Here is a 15,817-nt window from a genome sequence, read left to right as displayed (position 1 = left end):
GTGCAATCAGTGATGACCCGAGACTATTCGGATTCATTCACTGGACCTACTTCTTGGCGCGGATTGTCCAGATAGCCATCTCGGCTTCACGGGACGGAGTTCCATCCCAGGGATGGTTTTGGAAGTTGTCATCGCTCAGAAAGGACTCGTACTTCAGCTCAGACCCCTCCCAAGCACCCCAGTTGGTGACTCGCACAGACGAGATCCGCTGCGCGATTTGACTAGTTTTAAGCATATGAGCAATGTCGGTCGCCACGGATCGTAGATCATCGGGCCCCTTTGAGGCCGGCACGGCGAGGTCTACATAGACCGTTATCTTCCCTGACTGGCCGGTCACATCTATAGTGTCAACGGCAAAAAAACAGGTGCCAGGCGGAAGCTTCATTTCAATTTCCGCCGCCAACTGCTTTTCCTCCGAATTAGCAGACGGCGAGGAAGGAACTTTGACGCAGTTTTCGGGCGCCGCCGTGATCGTGGTTGGCAAACTTGGTTTCCCGACGGAATCGGGCGAACTTTCCGAACTGCAACCTATCAGCGCGGAGGAAGCGGCTACAATCGCAGCAAGAGCGCATGTTCTCAGCGAACGGAATCTGGTGGATCCAGAATAAGACCGGGTTGCCGATGGCACAGCCGGTGTCGCGAGATCTTCTAGGGGCACTTCAGCGCCTCCTTCCTTGCGTTGAGATCGACAAACAACAGTTGCCTCGTTCGCCGGAGAACTGAAGTTGGACATCTTGACACCCCCAACATCCCGTGACAATCATTTATCCTCACCATCCAGGTGCCAATCGTCGTCCTTACTGTCGTACTCGTTGGTGTTGGGGCTTGGCCACGCATCTTTACCCTGCGCGTTGACAGCCAATCCCACCGGGCTTTTGATCATATTCTGGAGTTCGTTCGATGCGATCCACACCTTCGTCTGAACTTCGGCAAAATTGGTTATTGCCTCGAAAATAAGTTCGACAGAGGCGACAATCGCGGCATTGAGGTCGTTCACGGTCCAGACCACAGCAGCGCCCCCGGTCCCGATCGACTCCGCCAAGAAGACGCCGACTTCGCCAATTATCGTCGCCAGCTTATCAATAATTGCCTTATAAAATATCCGTCCTTCCTCCGCTATTGTCAGAAGTTTCTCGTGGACCTTGTCACACAGATCCTTGACTGTGGTCATGGCCGTCGCCTGGTAGGTCTTCGATTCCTTGTAGGACTTATAGGCACTTCCGTCCCAATTGCCCTCCAAGTTATACTCTTCCCTATTTTGAATACCGTAGGCATTGCCGACGAGGGCGCCCACCTGCTGCCATTTGGACGCGTAATCTACGAACAACCACGGGGCGAACATCCCTTCCACAGCCTCCCCGATCTTCGAAGTAACTTCCTTCAGATTGTCTTGTATCTCGTCCCTTACGTGGGAGAGCGCAAGATAGGACGCCAGAGATATAATCTTTAGTTTGTCGTATCCTTCATTTACTTTGGAAGGAAGCCCTTTTAGCTCCTCCACTTTCTGCGAGAATTCGTCGCGGAGGGTGGCCAGGTTCTCTTGCGTCAACTCCGGAAAGTCGCTCATTTAAATCGAAAAGTCCATCTCTCCCGCGAGCTTGTGCATGCCCTGCTCCTGCTCAGTTTGCTGCGCATCGAAGCTGACGACGGCGGCGTGCAGAGCATTTCCGATCTGCTCAGTCGCAGGCACCGCTTCATTGAGGCGTTCTTGAATGTAAATAGCGGCCTTGTTATATGCATTCCATGCCCCAATAAAAAGAGGCCCGAACTGAACTGCCGTATACTTGAGCTCTTCGATCGACTGCGCTGATTGCCTCAGCTTCGGGGCCACCTCTGTGAGCCAAGCCCTGGATACATTTTCGAGCTCTCCGAGTTCTACTTTCAAGTCGCGCGCCATCAGAACACATTCCCCAATAGTATTTTTTCGTGGCGATTCAGGCGAGCCGCCAGTTCCCGATTCGACTCTTGATCAAGATAGATATCCCGCACGACCTCAGTTTTCTTTGCGCGAACCCGATTGCAGCATTCAACAATATCCTGTGCGATATAATTCGAATCTATGGTCATAGCCCAGCTCGGGTCGATCGTGAGCGAAACGAGTTTCGACCGTGTCGCAGTGACAACTATCCCCGGCTCGTCGTACTCGTTATACCCCGGGCCGTAGACGGTGTACGTTTCCAGATGAAATAGCTGGTGGTATAGATCTCGAAACTCGTCATAAGTGCGAGTCCGCAGGAGGAGCGGTGCGACATCCCGCAGAGTCGGCAATGTTGCAGGTGGTATGCTACCCGACTCGGCGATGCGGATCGCCGTTTCGAAAACCGAATATCGATAGGCATCCATGATCGACTTCCCATACTGTGATGGGTCGAACGCATCTTTCCACGTACGACTCAGCTTGATAGCCGTAGGTAGCCGGTCGAGCCTCAACTCGACTTCCACAAGCGATGATTTTTGGTACGGGTTCGAGGCGACTTCGTGGGTGTGTTCACTTCTATCCGGGTAGTCATCCGTGGAGCGTCGTGCAGATTTCGACGGACCGGGGGTCATCTCAGGACCCGGCGGAGGGACAGCAGGATCACGAGTAGAGCCTGCAGGAAAGGTATCGCGTCTCCTGTCGAGCGGCTCATCAACCCCAAACTCGTCGTCTGGATCGTCATAGTGGTTGTAGTACCCTTGGACTGCCATTACTGCACCTCATAGAGACCGCTGGCCGATGATGCGGACTGCATTCTCTGGATTGAAATCAGCATCGAAACCCTACTCACGTAAAGTAACGCCGCCGCGGCGGTAGTACCCCTTCTCGCCAGATGTCGCTTTCGCGTCGTCAATGAATCAAGCTCCAATACCATACTTCTTTCCGATATGTTTGATACGCTGGCCAATGCGGCATCGAAGGTTATGAATCGCGATGGATCGAACGACTAGTGCCGACCTCTTCATAGCGACTGTGGTGAACAGCCGTGGCTAATCCAATGCCCGTACGCGGAATTTGTGTGCCGTGGTCGCCTCCCCCCATGTGTATGCCGCGGATGCGGGCTACACGTTCGCCGGGTAACTCCCTTGCCCGGCCTGCGGGACAGGCTACAACCACGTGGGGAGTGGCACAACGTGGGCTGGTGTGCGAACCCGCGTTCCGTCCTAGGAGGCGTAATCGTATGTCCACGGCCAAGGCTCCGCGCGCGTGAACCCCGCCGCGATGCACGTCATCGTTCCGTCGACGTCCCCCACACCGACGCATCCCACCTACCGCAACCTGGTCTGGCGAGTGCTGTTGCAGTACTCCGCCGGAGATCCTGCAAGCCTTCGGGGTAGTTCACGTTCATGCCTGCTGAGGTGGGGTTCGACGGCGAAGCATTGCGTAGTGAACGCACCACGCCTCGACCTGACGGTTGAAGATGGTCACCAGTTCCCAGCCGAAATGCTCGTCCAAATACTCGATACACGCTGTCAGAGCCGACACGGTGCCCTGATAGTCGGCCTGGAGCAGGGGCGCCGGGCTCCAGCCGATCTGCCCCTGCTGCTGCGAGTAGATGACGAGGTACTTGCGCTGGTAGGTGCGCATGTCGACAGTGCCATCCAAAATGACCTTGACGTCGAAAACCGGGCCCGCACCGGCCGGGAGCAGTTGAGGCTGACCCTTCACCCTCCGACTACTACCCGAGCAGGCCACTGGGTACAACTCTCGCGCAGATCGGTATGAGAATCCCGGTCTCGTGTCCCACGCTGTGGCCGCGCACCAGCCAGACTCAGCGAATCAGCCGCTATCTCACATCATCACGAAGTATGGCCGCGGACGCCAGCCACTTGTGACCCTGCCTCCGATCCGGAGGCGTTCAGCGAATCCGGTCCCGATACAGAATGATCCAACGTGCCAGCGGAAGACTGCCGACGAACAGCCGAACCGGTTGTGGTGAGGTAAGGTTCCCGATCGAAGAAGGGGGATTTCAATGGGGTATCCATATGGTGGCGTTGGCGGCGAGGTGTCACCGACGGGGTTGGGCCGCCCAGTACCCGAACCGAGCGGAGCCACCGCAATCGGCGCGGCTGTGCTATCGCTGGGTATCGGACTGATCTGTGTACTCGGAACCTTTTCCGGGGCCATATACGCGTTTGACAACCGAGAGTATCTGTCGGGCGGTGCGATCCGGTCGATCGGTTTGGTCGGGGCCGCGGCGATCCTCTGGTCACTCGGCGCGATCCTGTTGTTCTGTCGCACCACAGCCGGTCGGGTACTGGTGATCATTGATTCCGTGCTCGGACTTACCTATGTCCTCGCCGCCGTCATACGCTCGGAAGACCCGATTTTGCTAACGATGGCGGTCCCCGTGCTGCCCATTCTGGTTCTTGCTGCCTTGAAGTCGACCGGCCGCTGGATCGCCGCCGAGCCGCGCCGCTACTGACCGGAGGCCGCACGATGAACTGCTGCTGACGACTCATCGACGGACCCCTGACGCTGTCGCGCGCGTTCGGGGCAAACTCGGGTCTTCGGTTGGGCCGCGAAAGATGAGGCCGCAGAGGAGCTGTCGGTGCCGAGCGCAGAGGTCGTCGGCTTCGAGGGGTTCGGCCGTTGGTTCACCATGATCGGCCCAATGCTTACGCAGTACCTCGTGTAGCACGGCGCGGCAGCACCCGCACAGCCGGAGACGTGGCCGCGAACAGCGCACCAAGCGCTAGAAGCGCCTTCCTCCTAGCTGCTTCCCCAACTCATGCCGGTCCATACGCAGTGTTCGTTCGGCGCTGTCCATGAGGCGCTTCTCATGGGGTGAGGCATCTTGGGGCGGCGACTCGTGCGCCTGCCATCCGGCACGCCCGGAGTCTTGCCGCGACGCGCAAGCCGAAGTCGTACTCGCGAGAACCCTGCTGTAGCAACGTTCTACAGGACCATCCCGAAACTCGGATACCCGCCCGTACCGTCAACACCTGGCAACAATCCGGAAAACGGACAAAAACGGATGCTGGGATGCGTTGCCTAAGTGCAGGTCCCAGGGGGTTAATGGAGGTATGTAACCGGGCCACTACCAGAGTCGGGCACCCCCCGGTATAGAGGAATCAGCAAACTAGGAGGCAGCGCATGCCTACTTTCCTCTCCCCGTCCTCGGGGCAGCAGTCGCGGGGTCCCCGTGTCACGGTAACTCGCCACTACTCCCCGGTGCACGCAGACGAACGGCGCCATGAACCCCCCTATTCCACATACGGGTTCGACTAAGGTCCCCTGTTCGTCGCGGATCCGACGTCACCGACGCACCGTGCTGAACAACCCCAGCCGGAAGCAGCGGGGCGAGGCGCAGGGACTACCGACCGGACGCGTTGTACCGGCGCGAGGGCAGGAACCCCTGCTGTATACGCAGTGATCCGCAAACCGCTGAAACCCAGCGGGCACGAGAGTGGCAGCCTCGGCTGCCCTACTCCGGCGAAATCCGCTGGGATACGGGCCATCCAGAACTCCGGCAAAACGGGCTCGTGTATCGGGACACGACCCAGCCGTCGAACACCGATGAGCTTCCGCACAACCCACACGACCCACACAAAAGAGAAAGGGAAACCAATGAACACAATACTCACCGCCCTGCGTAGCGAGCCCGTTCGCGCCCTGCTGTACCCGCTGCTGGTAGCGCTCATCGGGTACGGGGTCACCAAGGGGGTCGTCTCGGCCGACGCGTCCGGATTCATCCTCGCCGTTGTCGCGGCGGCGCTGGGACTTCCAGCCGTCGAGTCGGCGCGCCACCGGGTGAGCCCAGCGCCGCCGCGCAGTGGTGAACCCGCATGAGGACCCCGAAGACGACCACACGCCACGATCCCTTCGAAGTGGTCCTGTGCGCTGTCTTCGGGGCCTCCGCCCTATTGCAGGCCGTTTACGGTCCGCCACCGGGTTCCGCTACCTCGAGCATGCCACCGGGATTCCGGGTGCTGTGGCTGGTCCTCATGTTGATCGGCTGCCTGGCGACGCTGGTCGGCGTGTTCGCCCGGCGCGTGTGGGGCTACCTGATCGAGCAGATCGGATTGGGGGCGCTCGGCTGGTCGCTGATGGCATTCGGCGGTCAGCTACTGGTGATGCAGTTCCAGCATCGAACTCTCGGTCCCGCCACGATTCTCGGCGGGCCGCTACCCATCGCGCTGGGTCTCGCGTTCCTGTGGAAGCGCCGGCAGGTGTTGCAGGACGTGCAGATCCTGCACGCGGTGAAGATGAAGGAGGAGCCATGACTATGGTCCAGCAGTCGCCGGTGTTCGCGGCGCTCGTGCTGATCGCCAGCTCCTCGGTGCTGTCGGCGATCGTGACGGCCTGGTTCAAGCGCGGCGACGTCGACGCCACCATGACCAAGACGAAGGCCGACGCCGCGAAGGTGCTGAGCGACCTAGCCATTTCGCAGACGCAACTGATGTCCGAGCAAATGGGCGAGTTCCGTATGGCGCTGCGAGTGCACCGGGAATGGGATCGGAAGATGGTGACGCGGGCGCGGCAGGCGGGCCTCGAATTCGACGACCCGCCCGAACTGTTCCTGTGACGACCATACTCCTGGACGGGCCACTGCCGAGGCGGTTTCCGCGGGATTGCCGAACGCTCATGGCAGCCCCCGGTTTCCGCGTCCGATACCGGCGGCCCTTGCCGGGCGGCGACCGGTGGCCTGGCGAAAACGCCGCTGCCGCAAGGCCTGCGGCGCTGGTCACGGGCGACACACGGCCAATCCGAAAACGGACCAAAACGGATTCGAGACTCGTTGCCCAGGTGCTGGTTCAGGAGTGTTAATGGAAAGTAGCCGGGCCATTGAGCGAGTCGGGCACCCCCCGGTGCAGAAGAACGATCACCCCAGCAACGAGGAGGCAGCAGCATGCCTACCATCACTTCCATCTCCCCAACATCGGGGCCCGCCAATACGACTGTGACGATCACCGGTACCGGGTTCGTCCCGATTGTCACAAGCGTGAAGTTCGGCAATGTGGCGACCACTTTCACGGTGGACTCGCCCACGCAGATCACGGCGATCGCTCCTGCCAACTTGTCCGGGACGGTGTTGGTCACCGTTACCACCTCGACAACTGGCACCAGCAACGGGGTTCCCTTCACCTATGTCCCGGTTCCCGCGTTGAACAGCGTCTCCCCCAGCCAAGGGTCCACCGCGGGCGGCACGACAGTCACGCTCACCGGCTCGGGCCTGACCGGAGTCACCGCGGTCAATTTCGGTAGCACGCCCGCCACTTCGTTCACGGTCGACTCCGACACCCAGATCACCGCCGTATCCCCGCCCGGGAGCGGGATCGTGTCGATCACTGTCACCGGTCCGGGCGGCACCAGTAACCCGGTCACTTACGTCTACGTGGTGGTCCCGACCATCACTTCCATCTCGCCGACCGCGGGCCCCGCGGCGGGCGGCAACAGTGTCGTCATCACCGGCACCGGCTTCACCGGCCCCCTGACGGTACGGTTCGGTAACAACGCAACCATTTTCACCGTCAATTCGCCGACCCAGATCACGGCCATCGCGCCAGCCGGGTCCGGCACGGTACAAGTCACGGTCACCGGCTCGGGTGGAACCAGCAACGGCGTCTCCTACACCTACGCCGGAGTTCCCAGCCTGACCAGCGTCGCCCCCAATACCGGTCCCGCGACCGGCGGCACGACGGTCATCCTCACCGGAACGGGTCTGTCCACGGCCACCGCGGTCAATTTCGGTGCCACACCGGCGGCTTCGTTCACCGTCAACTCCGACACCCAGATCACGGCCGTCACACCAGCCGGGTCGGGAGCCGTGCAGGTCACCGTCACGACAGCCGGAGGAACCACCAACGGCGTCGGCTTCACCTACGTCGGCGCGCCCACACTGACCACAGCGGTGCCGAATACCGGGCCGGCGACCGGCGGGACAACAGTCGTCCTCACCGGTACAGGTCTGACGGGAACCACGGCGGTCAACTTCGGTGCCACACCGGCTACCTCGTTCATCGTCAACTCCGCCACCCAGATCACCGCCGTCGCACCGGCGGGAACCGGGACCGTGCAGATCACCGCCACCACCCCAGGTGGAACCAGCAATGGCGTCGCTTACAGCTACGTCGCGGCGCCCACTCTCACCACGGTGGTGCCGAATGCCGGGCCGGTAACCGGCGGGACAACGGTCGTCCTCACGGGCACGGGTCTGACCGGAGCCACCGCGGTCAACTTCGGTGCCACACCGGCAGCCTCGTTCACCGTCGACTCGGCTACCCAGATCACCGCCGTGGCACCGGCCGGGACGGGAACCGTGCAGGTCACCGTCACTACCACGGGCGGGACCAGCAACGGCGTCGCCTACACCTACGTCGCGGTGCCCACCCTCACCACAGTGGTTCCGAGTGTCGGGCCGGTGACCGGCGGGACGACGGTCGTCCTCACCGGTACAGGTCTGACGGGAACTACCGCGGTGAACTTCGGTGCCACACCGGCAACCTCGTTCACCGTCGACTCGGCTACCCAGATCACCGCCGTCGCACCGGCGGGAACCGGGACCGTGCAGGTCACCGCCACCACTCCGGGTGGAACTACCAACGGCGTCGCCTACACCTATGTCGCTTTGCCCACCATCACCACAGTGGTACCGAATGTGGGCTCGGTAACCGGCGGAACGACGGTCGTCATTACCGGCACAGGTCTGACCGGAGCCACCGCGGTCAACTTCGGTGCCACACCGGCAACCTCGTTCACCGTCAACTCCGACACGCAGATCACCGCTGTCGCACCGGCGGGCACGGGAACCGTGCAAGTCACGGTCACCACCGTCGGCGGAACCAGTAACGGCGTCGCCTTCACCTACATCGCGGTGCCCACCATCACCACAGTGGTACCGAATGTGGGCTCGGTAACCGGCGGAACGACGGTCGTCATCACCGGCACAGGTCTGACCGGAGCCACAGCGGTCAACTTCGGTGGCACACCGGCAGCCTCGTTCACCGTCGACTCCGCCACCCAGATCACCGCGGTCAGCCCAGCAGGCACGGGAACGGTGCAGGTCACCGTCACCACCGTAGGCGGAACCAGCAACGGCGTCGCCTACACCTACATCGCGGTGCCCACCCTCACCACAGTGGTTCCGAGTGTCGGACCGGTGACCGGCGGGACGACGGTCGTCCTCACCGGTACAGGTCTGACGGGAACTACCGCGGTGAACTTCGGTGCCACACCGGCAACCTCGTTCACCGTCGACTCGGCTACCCAGATCACCGCCGTCGCACCGGCCGGGACGGGAACCGTGCAGGTCACCGCTACCACCGTAGGCGGAACCAGCAACGGCGTCGCCTATACCTACATCGCGGTGCCGACTCTCACCACGCTGGTACCGAATTCCGGCGTGGCCGCGGGCGGAACCACGGTGGTCCTCACCGGTACGGGTCTGACGGGGGCTACGGCGGTCAACTTCGGTGCCACACCGGCCACCTCGTTCACCGTCAACTCCGATACGCAGGTCACGGCGGTCTCCCCGGCCGGGACCGGGACGGTGCAGGTCACCGCCACCACGGCGGGCGGTACCACCAACGGCCTCTCCTTCACCTACATTCCGGTACCCGCTGTCACGACGGTGGTCCCGAATGTGGGTCCGGCGACCGGTGGCACGACAGTAATCATCACCGGAACGGGTCTGACCGGAGCCACAGCGGTCAACTTCGGTGCCACACCGGCAACGTCGTTCACCGTCGACTCCGCCACTCAGATCACCGCTACAGCCCCGGCCGGGACCGGGACGGTGCAACTCACCGTCACCACCCCGGGCGGAACCAGTAGCGGCGTCGCCTACACCTACATTCCGGTACCCACCGTCACCACCATCGTTCCGAATGTAGGCCCAGCGGCAGGCGGCACGACGGTCGTTCTCACCGGCGCGGGTCTGACCGGAGCCACAGCGGTCAACTTCGGTGCCACACCGGCAACGTCGTTCACCGTCGACTCCGCCACTCAGATCACGGCCGTCACACCAGCCGGGACGGGAACCGTGCAAGCCACCGTCACCACCGCGGGCGGAACCAGTAGCGGCGTGGCCTTCACCTACATTCCGATACCCACCCTCACCACGGTGGTTCCGAATGTGGGCCCGGTAACAGGCGCGACGATTGTCGTCCTGACCGGGACGGCGCTGTCCACGACGTCTGCGGTGAACTTCGGTGCCACACCGGCGACCTCGTTCATCGTCGACTCCGACACGCAGATCACGGCTGTCGCCCCGGCGGGGACCGGAACTGTGCAAGTCACCGCCACCACGGCGGGTGGAACCACCAACGGCGTCGCCTACACCTACGTCGCGGTGCCCACTCTCGCCACGCTGGCTCCGAATCTGGGCTCGGTCACAGGTGGTACGACAGTCGTCCTGACCGGATCGGGACTGACCGGAGCCACAGCGGTCAACTTCGGTGCCACACCGGCAACCTCGTTCACCGTCGACTCCGCAACCCAGATCACGGCCGTCGCCCCAGCCGGGACCGGAACCGTGCTGGTCACCGCGACCACTGCGGGTGGAACCACCAACGGCGTCGCCTACACCTACGTCGCGGTGCCCACCCTGACCGCGGACGTTCCGAATGTGGGTTCGGAAGCGGGTGGTACGACGGTCGTCCTCACGGGCACGGGACTGACCGGGGTCACCGCGGTGAACTTCGGCGCCACACCGGCAACCTCGTTCACCGTCGACTCCGCGACACAGGTCACCGCCGTCGCCCCGGCCGGGACAGGCACGGTGAACATCGCCGTCACCACAGCAGGCGGAACCAGCAACGGCCTCGCCTACACCTACGTCCCGGTGCCCACCTTGGGCACGCTGGCCCCGATCGTGGGAGTCGAGGCAGGCGGTACGACGGTCGTCCTCACGGGCACGGGTCTGACAGGAGCCACCGCGGTGAACTTCGGTGCCACACCGGCAACCTCGTTCACCGTCGACTCCGCCACTCAGATCACGGCCGTCGCCCCGGCGGGAACCGGAACTGTGCAAGTCACCGCCACCACCCCGGGCGGAACCACCAACGGCGTCAGCTACACCTACGTCGCGGTTCCCACCCTCGCGGTAGCGGTACCGAGTACAGGTCCTGAAGCAGGCGGTACGACGGTCGTCCTCACCGGCACGGCCCTGACAGGAGCCACCGCGGTGAACTTCGGTGCCACACCGGCAACCTCGTTCACCGTCGACTCCGCCACCCAGATCACGGCCGTCGCCCCCGCGGGAACCGGAACTGTGCAAATAACCGCTACGACCCCGGGCGGAACCAGCACCGGCGTCGCCTACACCTACATCGCGGTTCCCGCCCTCACCCTGGCGGTACCCAACACAGGCCCGCAAGCAGGTGGAACGACAGTCGTCATCACCGGCACGGACCTGACCGGGGCCACCGCGGTGGACTTCGGTGCCACACCGGCAGCGTCGTTCACCGTCGACTCCGCCACCCAGATCACGGCCGTCTCGCCCGCAGGGACGGGAACCGTGCAACTCACCGTCACGACCTCTGGAGGAACGAGTAATGGACTCAGCTTCATCTATGTTTAACGGCTGATCCGGCTGGGCCGTCGGCAGGCTATTTGCCGACGGCCCAGTTTCGTTGCGGTTGAGCGAATACAACAGAGCCTTCGTCATCGTGGACGGGGGCTGCAGGGGTAAGGGGGTTTTCGTTGGCGACCGTATTAAAGATGCTGCTGGCGGAGCGGCATCTCAAAAGTCATCCGGATTTCCTGGCCGCGTACGACAGGTGCGCGGCGCAGCTCGACCCGCCCATTCCGCCGGGTCACGGGCCGGCGAAGGCGCAGTACTACCAGTGGTTGTCGGGTCGTATGGTCGGGCTTCCGCGCGACTATCACTGCCGGGTGCTGGAGAGAATGTTCCCGGGCTGGACGGTTGAAGGATTGTTTCAGATGGCCAACTCCACACCGGCCAACCCCCGATCGCAGGGGGCTGGTCCTTCCGGCACCGACATTCGGCTCGAGGCGTTTCTCGGGGCGGAGATGACCACCAGGGGAACGACTCTGGTGTACCCGAGACACGAGCTGACCAGGCCATCGGTCGACACACTGCAAGCGGCCGGGATTTCCTGGCCCTTCGGAAAGGAGACCGGTGTCGGCATCCCGTCCATGGTGACGGAGAGCGATGTCCGCGGACTGCTGTATGTGTTCTCCTTGCTCCAGCGCCACACCAGCATCCGAGCCGACGTGCGCAGCGACCGCGACATGGTCGCCCGCTCCGACCGGCCGTACATCAGTTTCGGGCTGAGCGGCAATGGCTGCACTCGTCTGTACGTCGAGGCCGTCGAGCGTCCGCTGTTCACCATCCGTAACAGCGCCGCCAATGACGGCTCTCGTTCGGTGCACCTGCGGTTGAGCGACGGAAGCGAATACGACTCGAACGACGACCGCAACATCGGCGTCATCGCGCGGGTGCGGCCGAGCCCGGATGTGCATCCGGACCGATATTGGATCTATTGCGGGGGTATTGGTCCGCACGGCACCGTCGGCGCGGGTTGGTATCTCGCCACCTCGTGGAGCCCGCTCCAGCAGCGTGCCGGTGATCGGGAGTTCGTCGCGGTCATCGGTGTCGACGAGTATTCCGACCGGACGACCAGCTTGGAGCATCTGCTGATCGCATAGGCACGACGAAGGACACACCCGTGAAGTATCGGTCGACGATGGTTGCCGTGGCGCGGTTCCCGCTGGACCGCCCACGGCACCATGAGCTTCTGTTCTGGGTTGTTCCGGTGTGGGAACGGCGCTTCAGTACCCGGCGGGCAACGCGGCGAACATATCTCGTGTCACGGCGACGGCATTGTCGGAACTACCGCCTTTGACCAGCAGCGTGGCGAACGCCATGTCACCGCGGAACCCGACGAACCAGGAGTGCGACCCGCCGTCGACTTCGGCCTCGCCCGTCTTGCCGGACACCTCGCCCTGGTCGGCGACCCGCTCGGCGGTGCCGCCGGTGACCACTTTGCGCATCATCAGGCGCAGCCCTTCGATCACGTCACGGGCCAGCGCGGGACGGTCGCCGTCGACCCGGGTGGGCCGCCCCGCGATCAGGTAGGGCACGGGCGCCGAGCCGTGCGCGATGGTCGCCGCCATGAGCGCCATACCGAACGGGCTGACCACCACTCTGCCCTGGCCGAGGCCGTCTTCGGTGCGCTGGACCAGATCGTCGGAGGACGGCACCGAACCGGATGTCGTCGGCAGCCCGACCACCGAATAGCCGGGCCCGATCCCCAGTTTCGCGGCGGCGTCGTGCAGTGCGGGACCGGGCAGCTCACTGGCGAGTTTGGCGAACGACGTATTGCAGGAACGCTCGTAAGCGGTGGCCATCGGCACGTTGCCGACCGTGAACAGGTTGTAGTTGGGGATGGTCCGCTCGCCGATGATTATCCGGCTCGGGCAGGGCAGCATCGTGTCGGGGGTCGCGAGGCCGTTCGACATCGCCGCGGCCGCGGTGACCGTCTTGAACACCGAACCGGGCGGATACTGCCCGATCGTCGCGATCGGGCCGTCCCGGTCGGCGGCCTTGTTCTGCGCCACCGCCAGGATCGCGCCGGTAGACGGGCGCAGCACCACCATCATGGTCTGCTCGGTCCGCGCGTCCACGGCGTGCTGCGCGGCGTTCTGCACATTGCGGTCGACGCTGAGCGAGAACGACGGCGCGGGTTGTGACGGCACGTCGATGAGCAAGTCGGTGTCGGCACCGTTGGCGTTCATGGTGACCACGCTCCAGCCCGCCTTGCCGTCCACCTCCGCGATCACCGTCTTGCGCACCTGGGCGAGCAGATCCGGCGCGAAATCGCGGTCGGTGGCGACCAGGTCCCACTGCTGGGTCAGCGTGACGCCGGGCAGTCCGATGAGATCGGTAGTCACTTGGCCGGATTCGTTCTCGTTGAGCAGCGCGACGGTATAGGCGCCGGAAGCGGCCTTCGCCGCGCCGAGGATCGAGTGCGGAGTCAGCGATTTGTCGAAACGGTTCAGCGCCGCGGCCAAGGTGGTAGCCACCGCCGCGGCATCGGGTGCTTGCGCCGCGGCGAAAGCGACCCGGGACACTTTGCCGGGCACCAGTACGTCACTACCGGACTGCTCGTTGACCCGCGCCCGCGCCGGCGGATTGGACCGCAACGCCATGGTCTGGGTGTCGCCGAGCCGGGGATGAATGTTGGTGGAGGTCCAGCGGACCATCCAGCGCCCGTTGCTGCGGCCCATCTGCAACTGGCCCGAGTAGTTCCAAGTCCGGTTCTTGGGCAACCGCCACTCGTAGGTGTAGTCGACGGTCGCCGTGTCGCCGGTGACCCGTGCCGCGCCGGTGCGTGCGGTGAGCTGTTCGGCCTGCAGCTGGTGCCATGCCGAACGCAATGCGCCGCTTGCCTTCTCGGGCAGATTGGTCAGTTCGGCGGCCGCGTCCACCCGGTGTTCGGCGAATGCCTTGACGAACGCGTCCGCGGCGGGCACCGGACCCTGCGCCTGGCTCGCGCAACCCGCGGCGGCCACCGCGGTCACCGCGACGGCGAGGGAGAGGAGCATCCGAGTCGGCATCGGCACCGATGGTAGTGGCCACCGGCAGGCAAACGCCTGCGGCACTCCGGAATTCGCCACGGCTCGTGCCGTCAGTCGACGAGGACGGTGGCGAAGGTCGCGATCTGCCGGAACCCGACCCGGCTGTAGGCGCGGCGAGCGATCCGGTTGTAGTCGTTCACATACAGGCTGGCGATGCGGCCGGAGGCGACCACCGCGCTCGCGATCGCCGCGGTGCCCGCGGTGCCGCGGCCGTTTCCCCGATGGTCGGGATGCACCCAGACCCCTTGGATCTGGCCGGTGCGCCGGGACAGCGAGCCGACCTCGGCCTTGAAGACGACTTCCCCGTCCTCGAAACGGGCCCAGGCGCGACCGGATTCGATGAGGCTCTGGATGCGGCGGCGGTAGCCGCGCCCGCCGTCGCCCGCGCGGGGATCGACACCGACCTCCTCGATGAACATCGCGATCGCGGCCGAGAGGTAGCAATCGAGCTCGCCGGGACGCACCCTGCGGACCGCCGGGTCGGGCGTGGCCAGCGGCGGCTGGGAAAGCGCGAGCAGCGGTTGTTCGCCGCGCAGTTCCCGTTCCGGGCCCCAGTGCACGGCCAGCATCTCCCACAGCGGCAACGCCAGCTCCCTGCGGCCTACCACCGAGGAACAGATCCGCGGCCAACGGACCGCTCGGTCGGCGAACGCGCGCAGTGCGTCTCGGTCACCCAGCAGCGGCACCAGGTTCGCACCGGAGAAGCACAGCGACTCCGCCGGACCACCCCTGCTCCACAGCTCGCCCTGGCCACATGTGTCCAGACCGAATTCCTGTAGTCGGGCGGCGACCATGCACGCGGCCACCGGATCGGCATCCAGCACCCGCAGCACCTGCGCCAAATCCCGGTTCGCGAGCTGCCGCGCAGGGGCGTATTTGGCCCGTCGCGCCGGCTCCAGCAGACTCCGCACGGTGACAGCCTGCCACGAACCGGCGCCATACGGTATGGCTATGCCGAAAGCCCAGGTCGGCGCGTTGCGCTCAGCTGACCGTGACGACCGGTTCGCCGGTGCCCGCGCCCTCGCCCATCTCCTCGGCGATGCGCATCGCCTCTTCGATGAGCGTTTCGACGATCTGCGCCTCCGGGACGGTCTTGACGACTTCACCCTTGACGAAGATCTGGCCCTTGCCGTTACCGGAGGCCACGCCCAGATCGGCTTCGCGCGCCTCGCCGGGCCCGTTCACCACGCAGCCCATGACGGCCACCCGCAGCGGCACCTCCATGCCCTCCAGACCGGCGGTCACCTCGTTGGCCAGGGTGTACACATCGACCTGCGCGCGCCCGCAAGACGG

General features: G+C 63.9%; 14 protein-coding genes. 6 read left to right on the top strand and 8 right to left on the bottom strand.

All coding sequences use genetic code 11. The features are described from left to right. Nucleotides 1-46 precede the first annotated feature (46 nt). From AB0M45_RS10665 to AB0M45_RS10645, 5 genes are all read right to left on the bottom strand, one after another. Nucleotides 47-484, bottom strand: coding sequence for a hypothetical protein (locus tag AB0M45_RS10665; RefSeq protein WP_364325642.1), 438 nt, complete (start codon nt 482-484; stop codon nt 47-49). 276 nt (nt 485-760) lie between these two features. After that, complete coding sequence (locus AB0M45_RS10660) at nt 761-1,567, bottom strand: hypothetical protein (RefSeq protein WP_364325639.1); 807 nt, start codon at nt 1,565-1,567, stop codon at nt 761-763. Further along, nucleotides 1,568-1,897 carry a hypothetical protein gene (locus AB0M45_RS10655; RefSeq protein WP_364325636.1) on the bottom strand — a complete coding sequence of 110 codons (330 nt, stop codon included), beginning with the start codon at nt 1,895-1,897 and terminating at the stop codon, nt 1,568-1,570. Next, a complete protein-coding gene (locus AB0M45_RS10650) occupies nt 1,897-2,688 on the bottom strand; it encodes a hypothetical protein (RefSeq protein WP_364325633.1) in 792 nt (263 codons plus the stop codon). The genes AB0M45_RS10655 and AB0M45_RS10650 overlap by 1 nt, the downstream gene beginning before the upstream one ends. Before the next feature lie 634 nt (nt 2,689-3,322). Continuing rightward, entirely contained in the window at nt 3,323-3,646 is a 324-nt protein-coding gene (locus AB0M45_RS10645) for a hypothetical protein (RefSeq protein WP_364325630.1), read from the bottom strand. Between the two features lie 403 nt (nt 3,647-4,049). Between AB0M45_RS10645 and AB0M45_RS10640 the strand changes: the two genes are divergently transcribed. From AB0M45_RS10640 to AB0M45_RS10615, 6 genes are all read left to right on the top strand, one after another. Then, entirely contained in the window at nt 4,050-4,403 is a 354-nt protein-coding gene (locus AB0M45_RS10640; protein ID WP_364325627.1) for a hypothetical protein, read from the top strand. A 1,145-nt stretch (nt 4,404-5,548) separates the two neighbouring features. Next, entirely contained in the window at nt 5,549-5,770 is a 222-nt protein-coding gene (locus AB0M45_RS10635; protein WP_364325624.1) for a hypothetical protein, read from the top strand. After that, the gene (locus tag AB0M45_RS10630) at nt 5,767-6,204 is read left to right on the top strand and encodes a hypothetical protein (protein ID WP_364325621.1); all 438 of its coding nucleotides are present in this window, start codon (nt 5,767-5,769) and stop codon (nt 6,202-6,204) included. The genes AB0M45_RS10635 and AB0M45_RS10630 overlap by 4 nt, the downstream gene beginning before the upstream one ends. Further along, nucleotides 6,201-6,506, top strand: coding sequence for a hypothetical protein (locus AB0M45_RS10625; protein WP_364325618.1), 306 nt, complete (start codon nt 6,201-6,203; stop codon nt 6,504-6,506). Before AB0M45_RS10630 ends, AB0M45_RS10625 begins: the two co-directional genes overlap by 4 nt. Before the next feature lie 324 nt (nt 6,507-6,830). Then, on the top strand, nt 6,831-11,501 hold the full coding sequence (locus AB0M45_RS10620; RefSeq protein WP_364325615.1) for an IPT/TIG domain-containing protein: 4,671 nt from the start codon (nt 6,831-6,833) through the stop codon (nt 11,499-11,501). A gap of 122 nt (nt 11,502-11,623) precedes the next feature. Further along, nucleotides 11,624-12,592: a hypothetical protein gene (locus tag AB0M45_RS10615; protein WP_364325612.1), complete on the top strand. Its 969-nt coding sequence runs from the start codon at nt 11,624-11,626 to the stop codon at nt 12,590-12,592. 123 nt (nt 12,593-12,715) lie between these two features. On the opposite strand, the gene AB0M45_RS10610 is transcribed toward AB0M45_RS10615, so the two are convergent. The 3 genes from AB0M45_RS10610 to AB0M45_RS10600 form a co-directional block, all read right to left on the bottom strand. After that, nucleotides 12,716-14,503, bottom strand: a complete 1,788-nt coding sequence (locus tag AB0M45_RS10610) for a penicillin-binding transpeptidase domain-containing protein (RefSeq protein ID WP_364325609.1) — start codon at nt 14,501-14,503, stop codon at nt 12,716-12,718. 71 nt (nt 14,504-14,574) lie between these two features. Further along, on the bottom strand, nt 14,575-15,435 hold the full coding sequence (locus AB0M45_RS10605; protein ID WP_364325606.1) for a GNAT family N-acetyltransferase: 861 nt from the start codon (nt 15,433-15,435) through the stop codon (nt 14,575-14,577). Between the two features lie 70 nt (nt 15,436-15,505). Then, nucleotides 15,506-15,817, bottom strand: a 312-nt coding sequence (locus AB0M45_RS10600; RefSeq protein WP_364325603.1) for a flavodoxin-dependent (E)-4-hydroxy-3-methylbut-2-enyl-diphosphate synthase, incomplete at its 5' end; no start/stop codon positions are given.

Origin of the sequence: Nocardia sp. NPDC051787 (genome assembly GCF_040681325.1) — a bacterium.
GTDB lineage: Bacteria > Actinomycetota > Actinomycetes > Mycobacteriales > Mycobacteriaceae > Nocardia.
The sequence above is the reverse complement of the archived record's forward strand: the minus strand, read 5'-3'. Positions and strand labels throughout refer to the sequence as shown.

Bases quoted from the DNA above. Each gene is read 5' to 3' on its own strand.
- AB0M45_RS10660 (WP_364325639.1), bottom strand. From the start codon at position 1,567: ATGAGCGACTTTCCGGAGTTGACGCAAGAGAACCTGGCCACCCTCCGC.
- AB0M45_RS10655 (WP_364325636.1), bottom strand. From the start codon at position 1,897: ATGGCGCGCGACTTGAAAGTAGAACTCGGAGAGCTCGAAAATGTATCC.
- AB0M45_RS10650 (WP_364325633.1), bottom strand. From the start codon at position 2,688: ATGGCAGTCCAAGGGTACTACAACCACTATGACGATCCAGACGACGAG.
- AB0M45_RS10635 (WP_364325624.1), top strand. From the start codon at position 5,549: ATGAACACAATACTCACCGCCCTGCGTAGCGAGCCCGTTCGCGCCCTG.
- AB0M45_RS10630 (WP_364325621.1), top strand. From the start codon at position 5,767: ATGAGGACCCCGAAGACGACCACACGCCACGATCCCTTCGAAGTGGTC.
- AB0M45_RS10625 (WP_364325618.1), top strand. From the start codon at position 6,201: ATGACTATGGTCCAGCAGTCGCCGGTGTTCGCGGCGCTCGTGCTGATC.
- AB0M45_RS10620 (WP_364325615.1), top strand. From the start codon at position 6,831: ATGCCTACCATCACTTCCATCTCCCCAACATCGGGGCCCGCCAATACG.
- AB0M45_RS10610 (WP_364325609.1), bottom strand. From the start codon at position 14,503: ATGCCGACTCGGATGCTCCTCTCCCTCGCCGTCGCGGTGACCGCGGTG.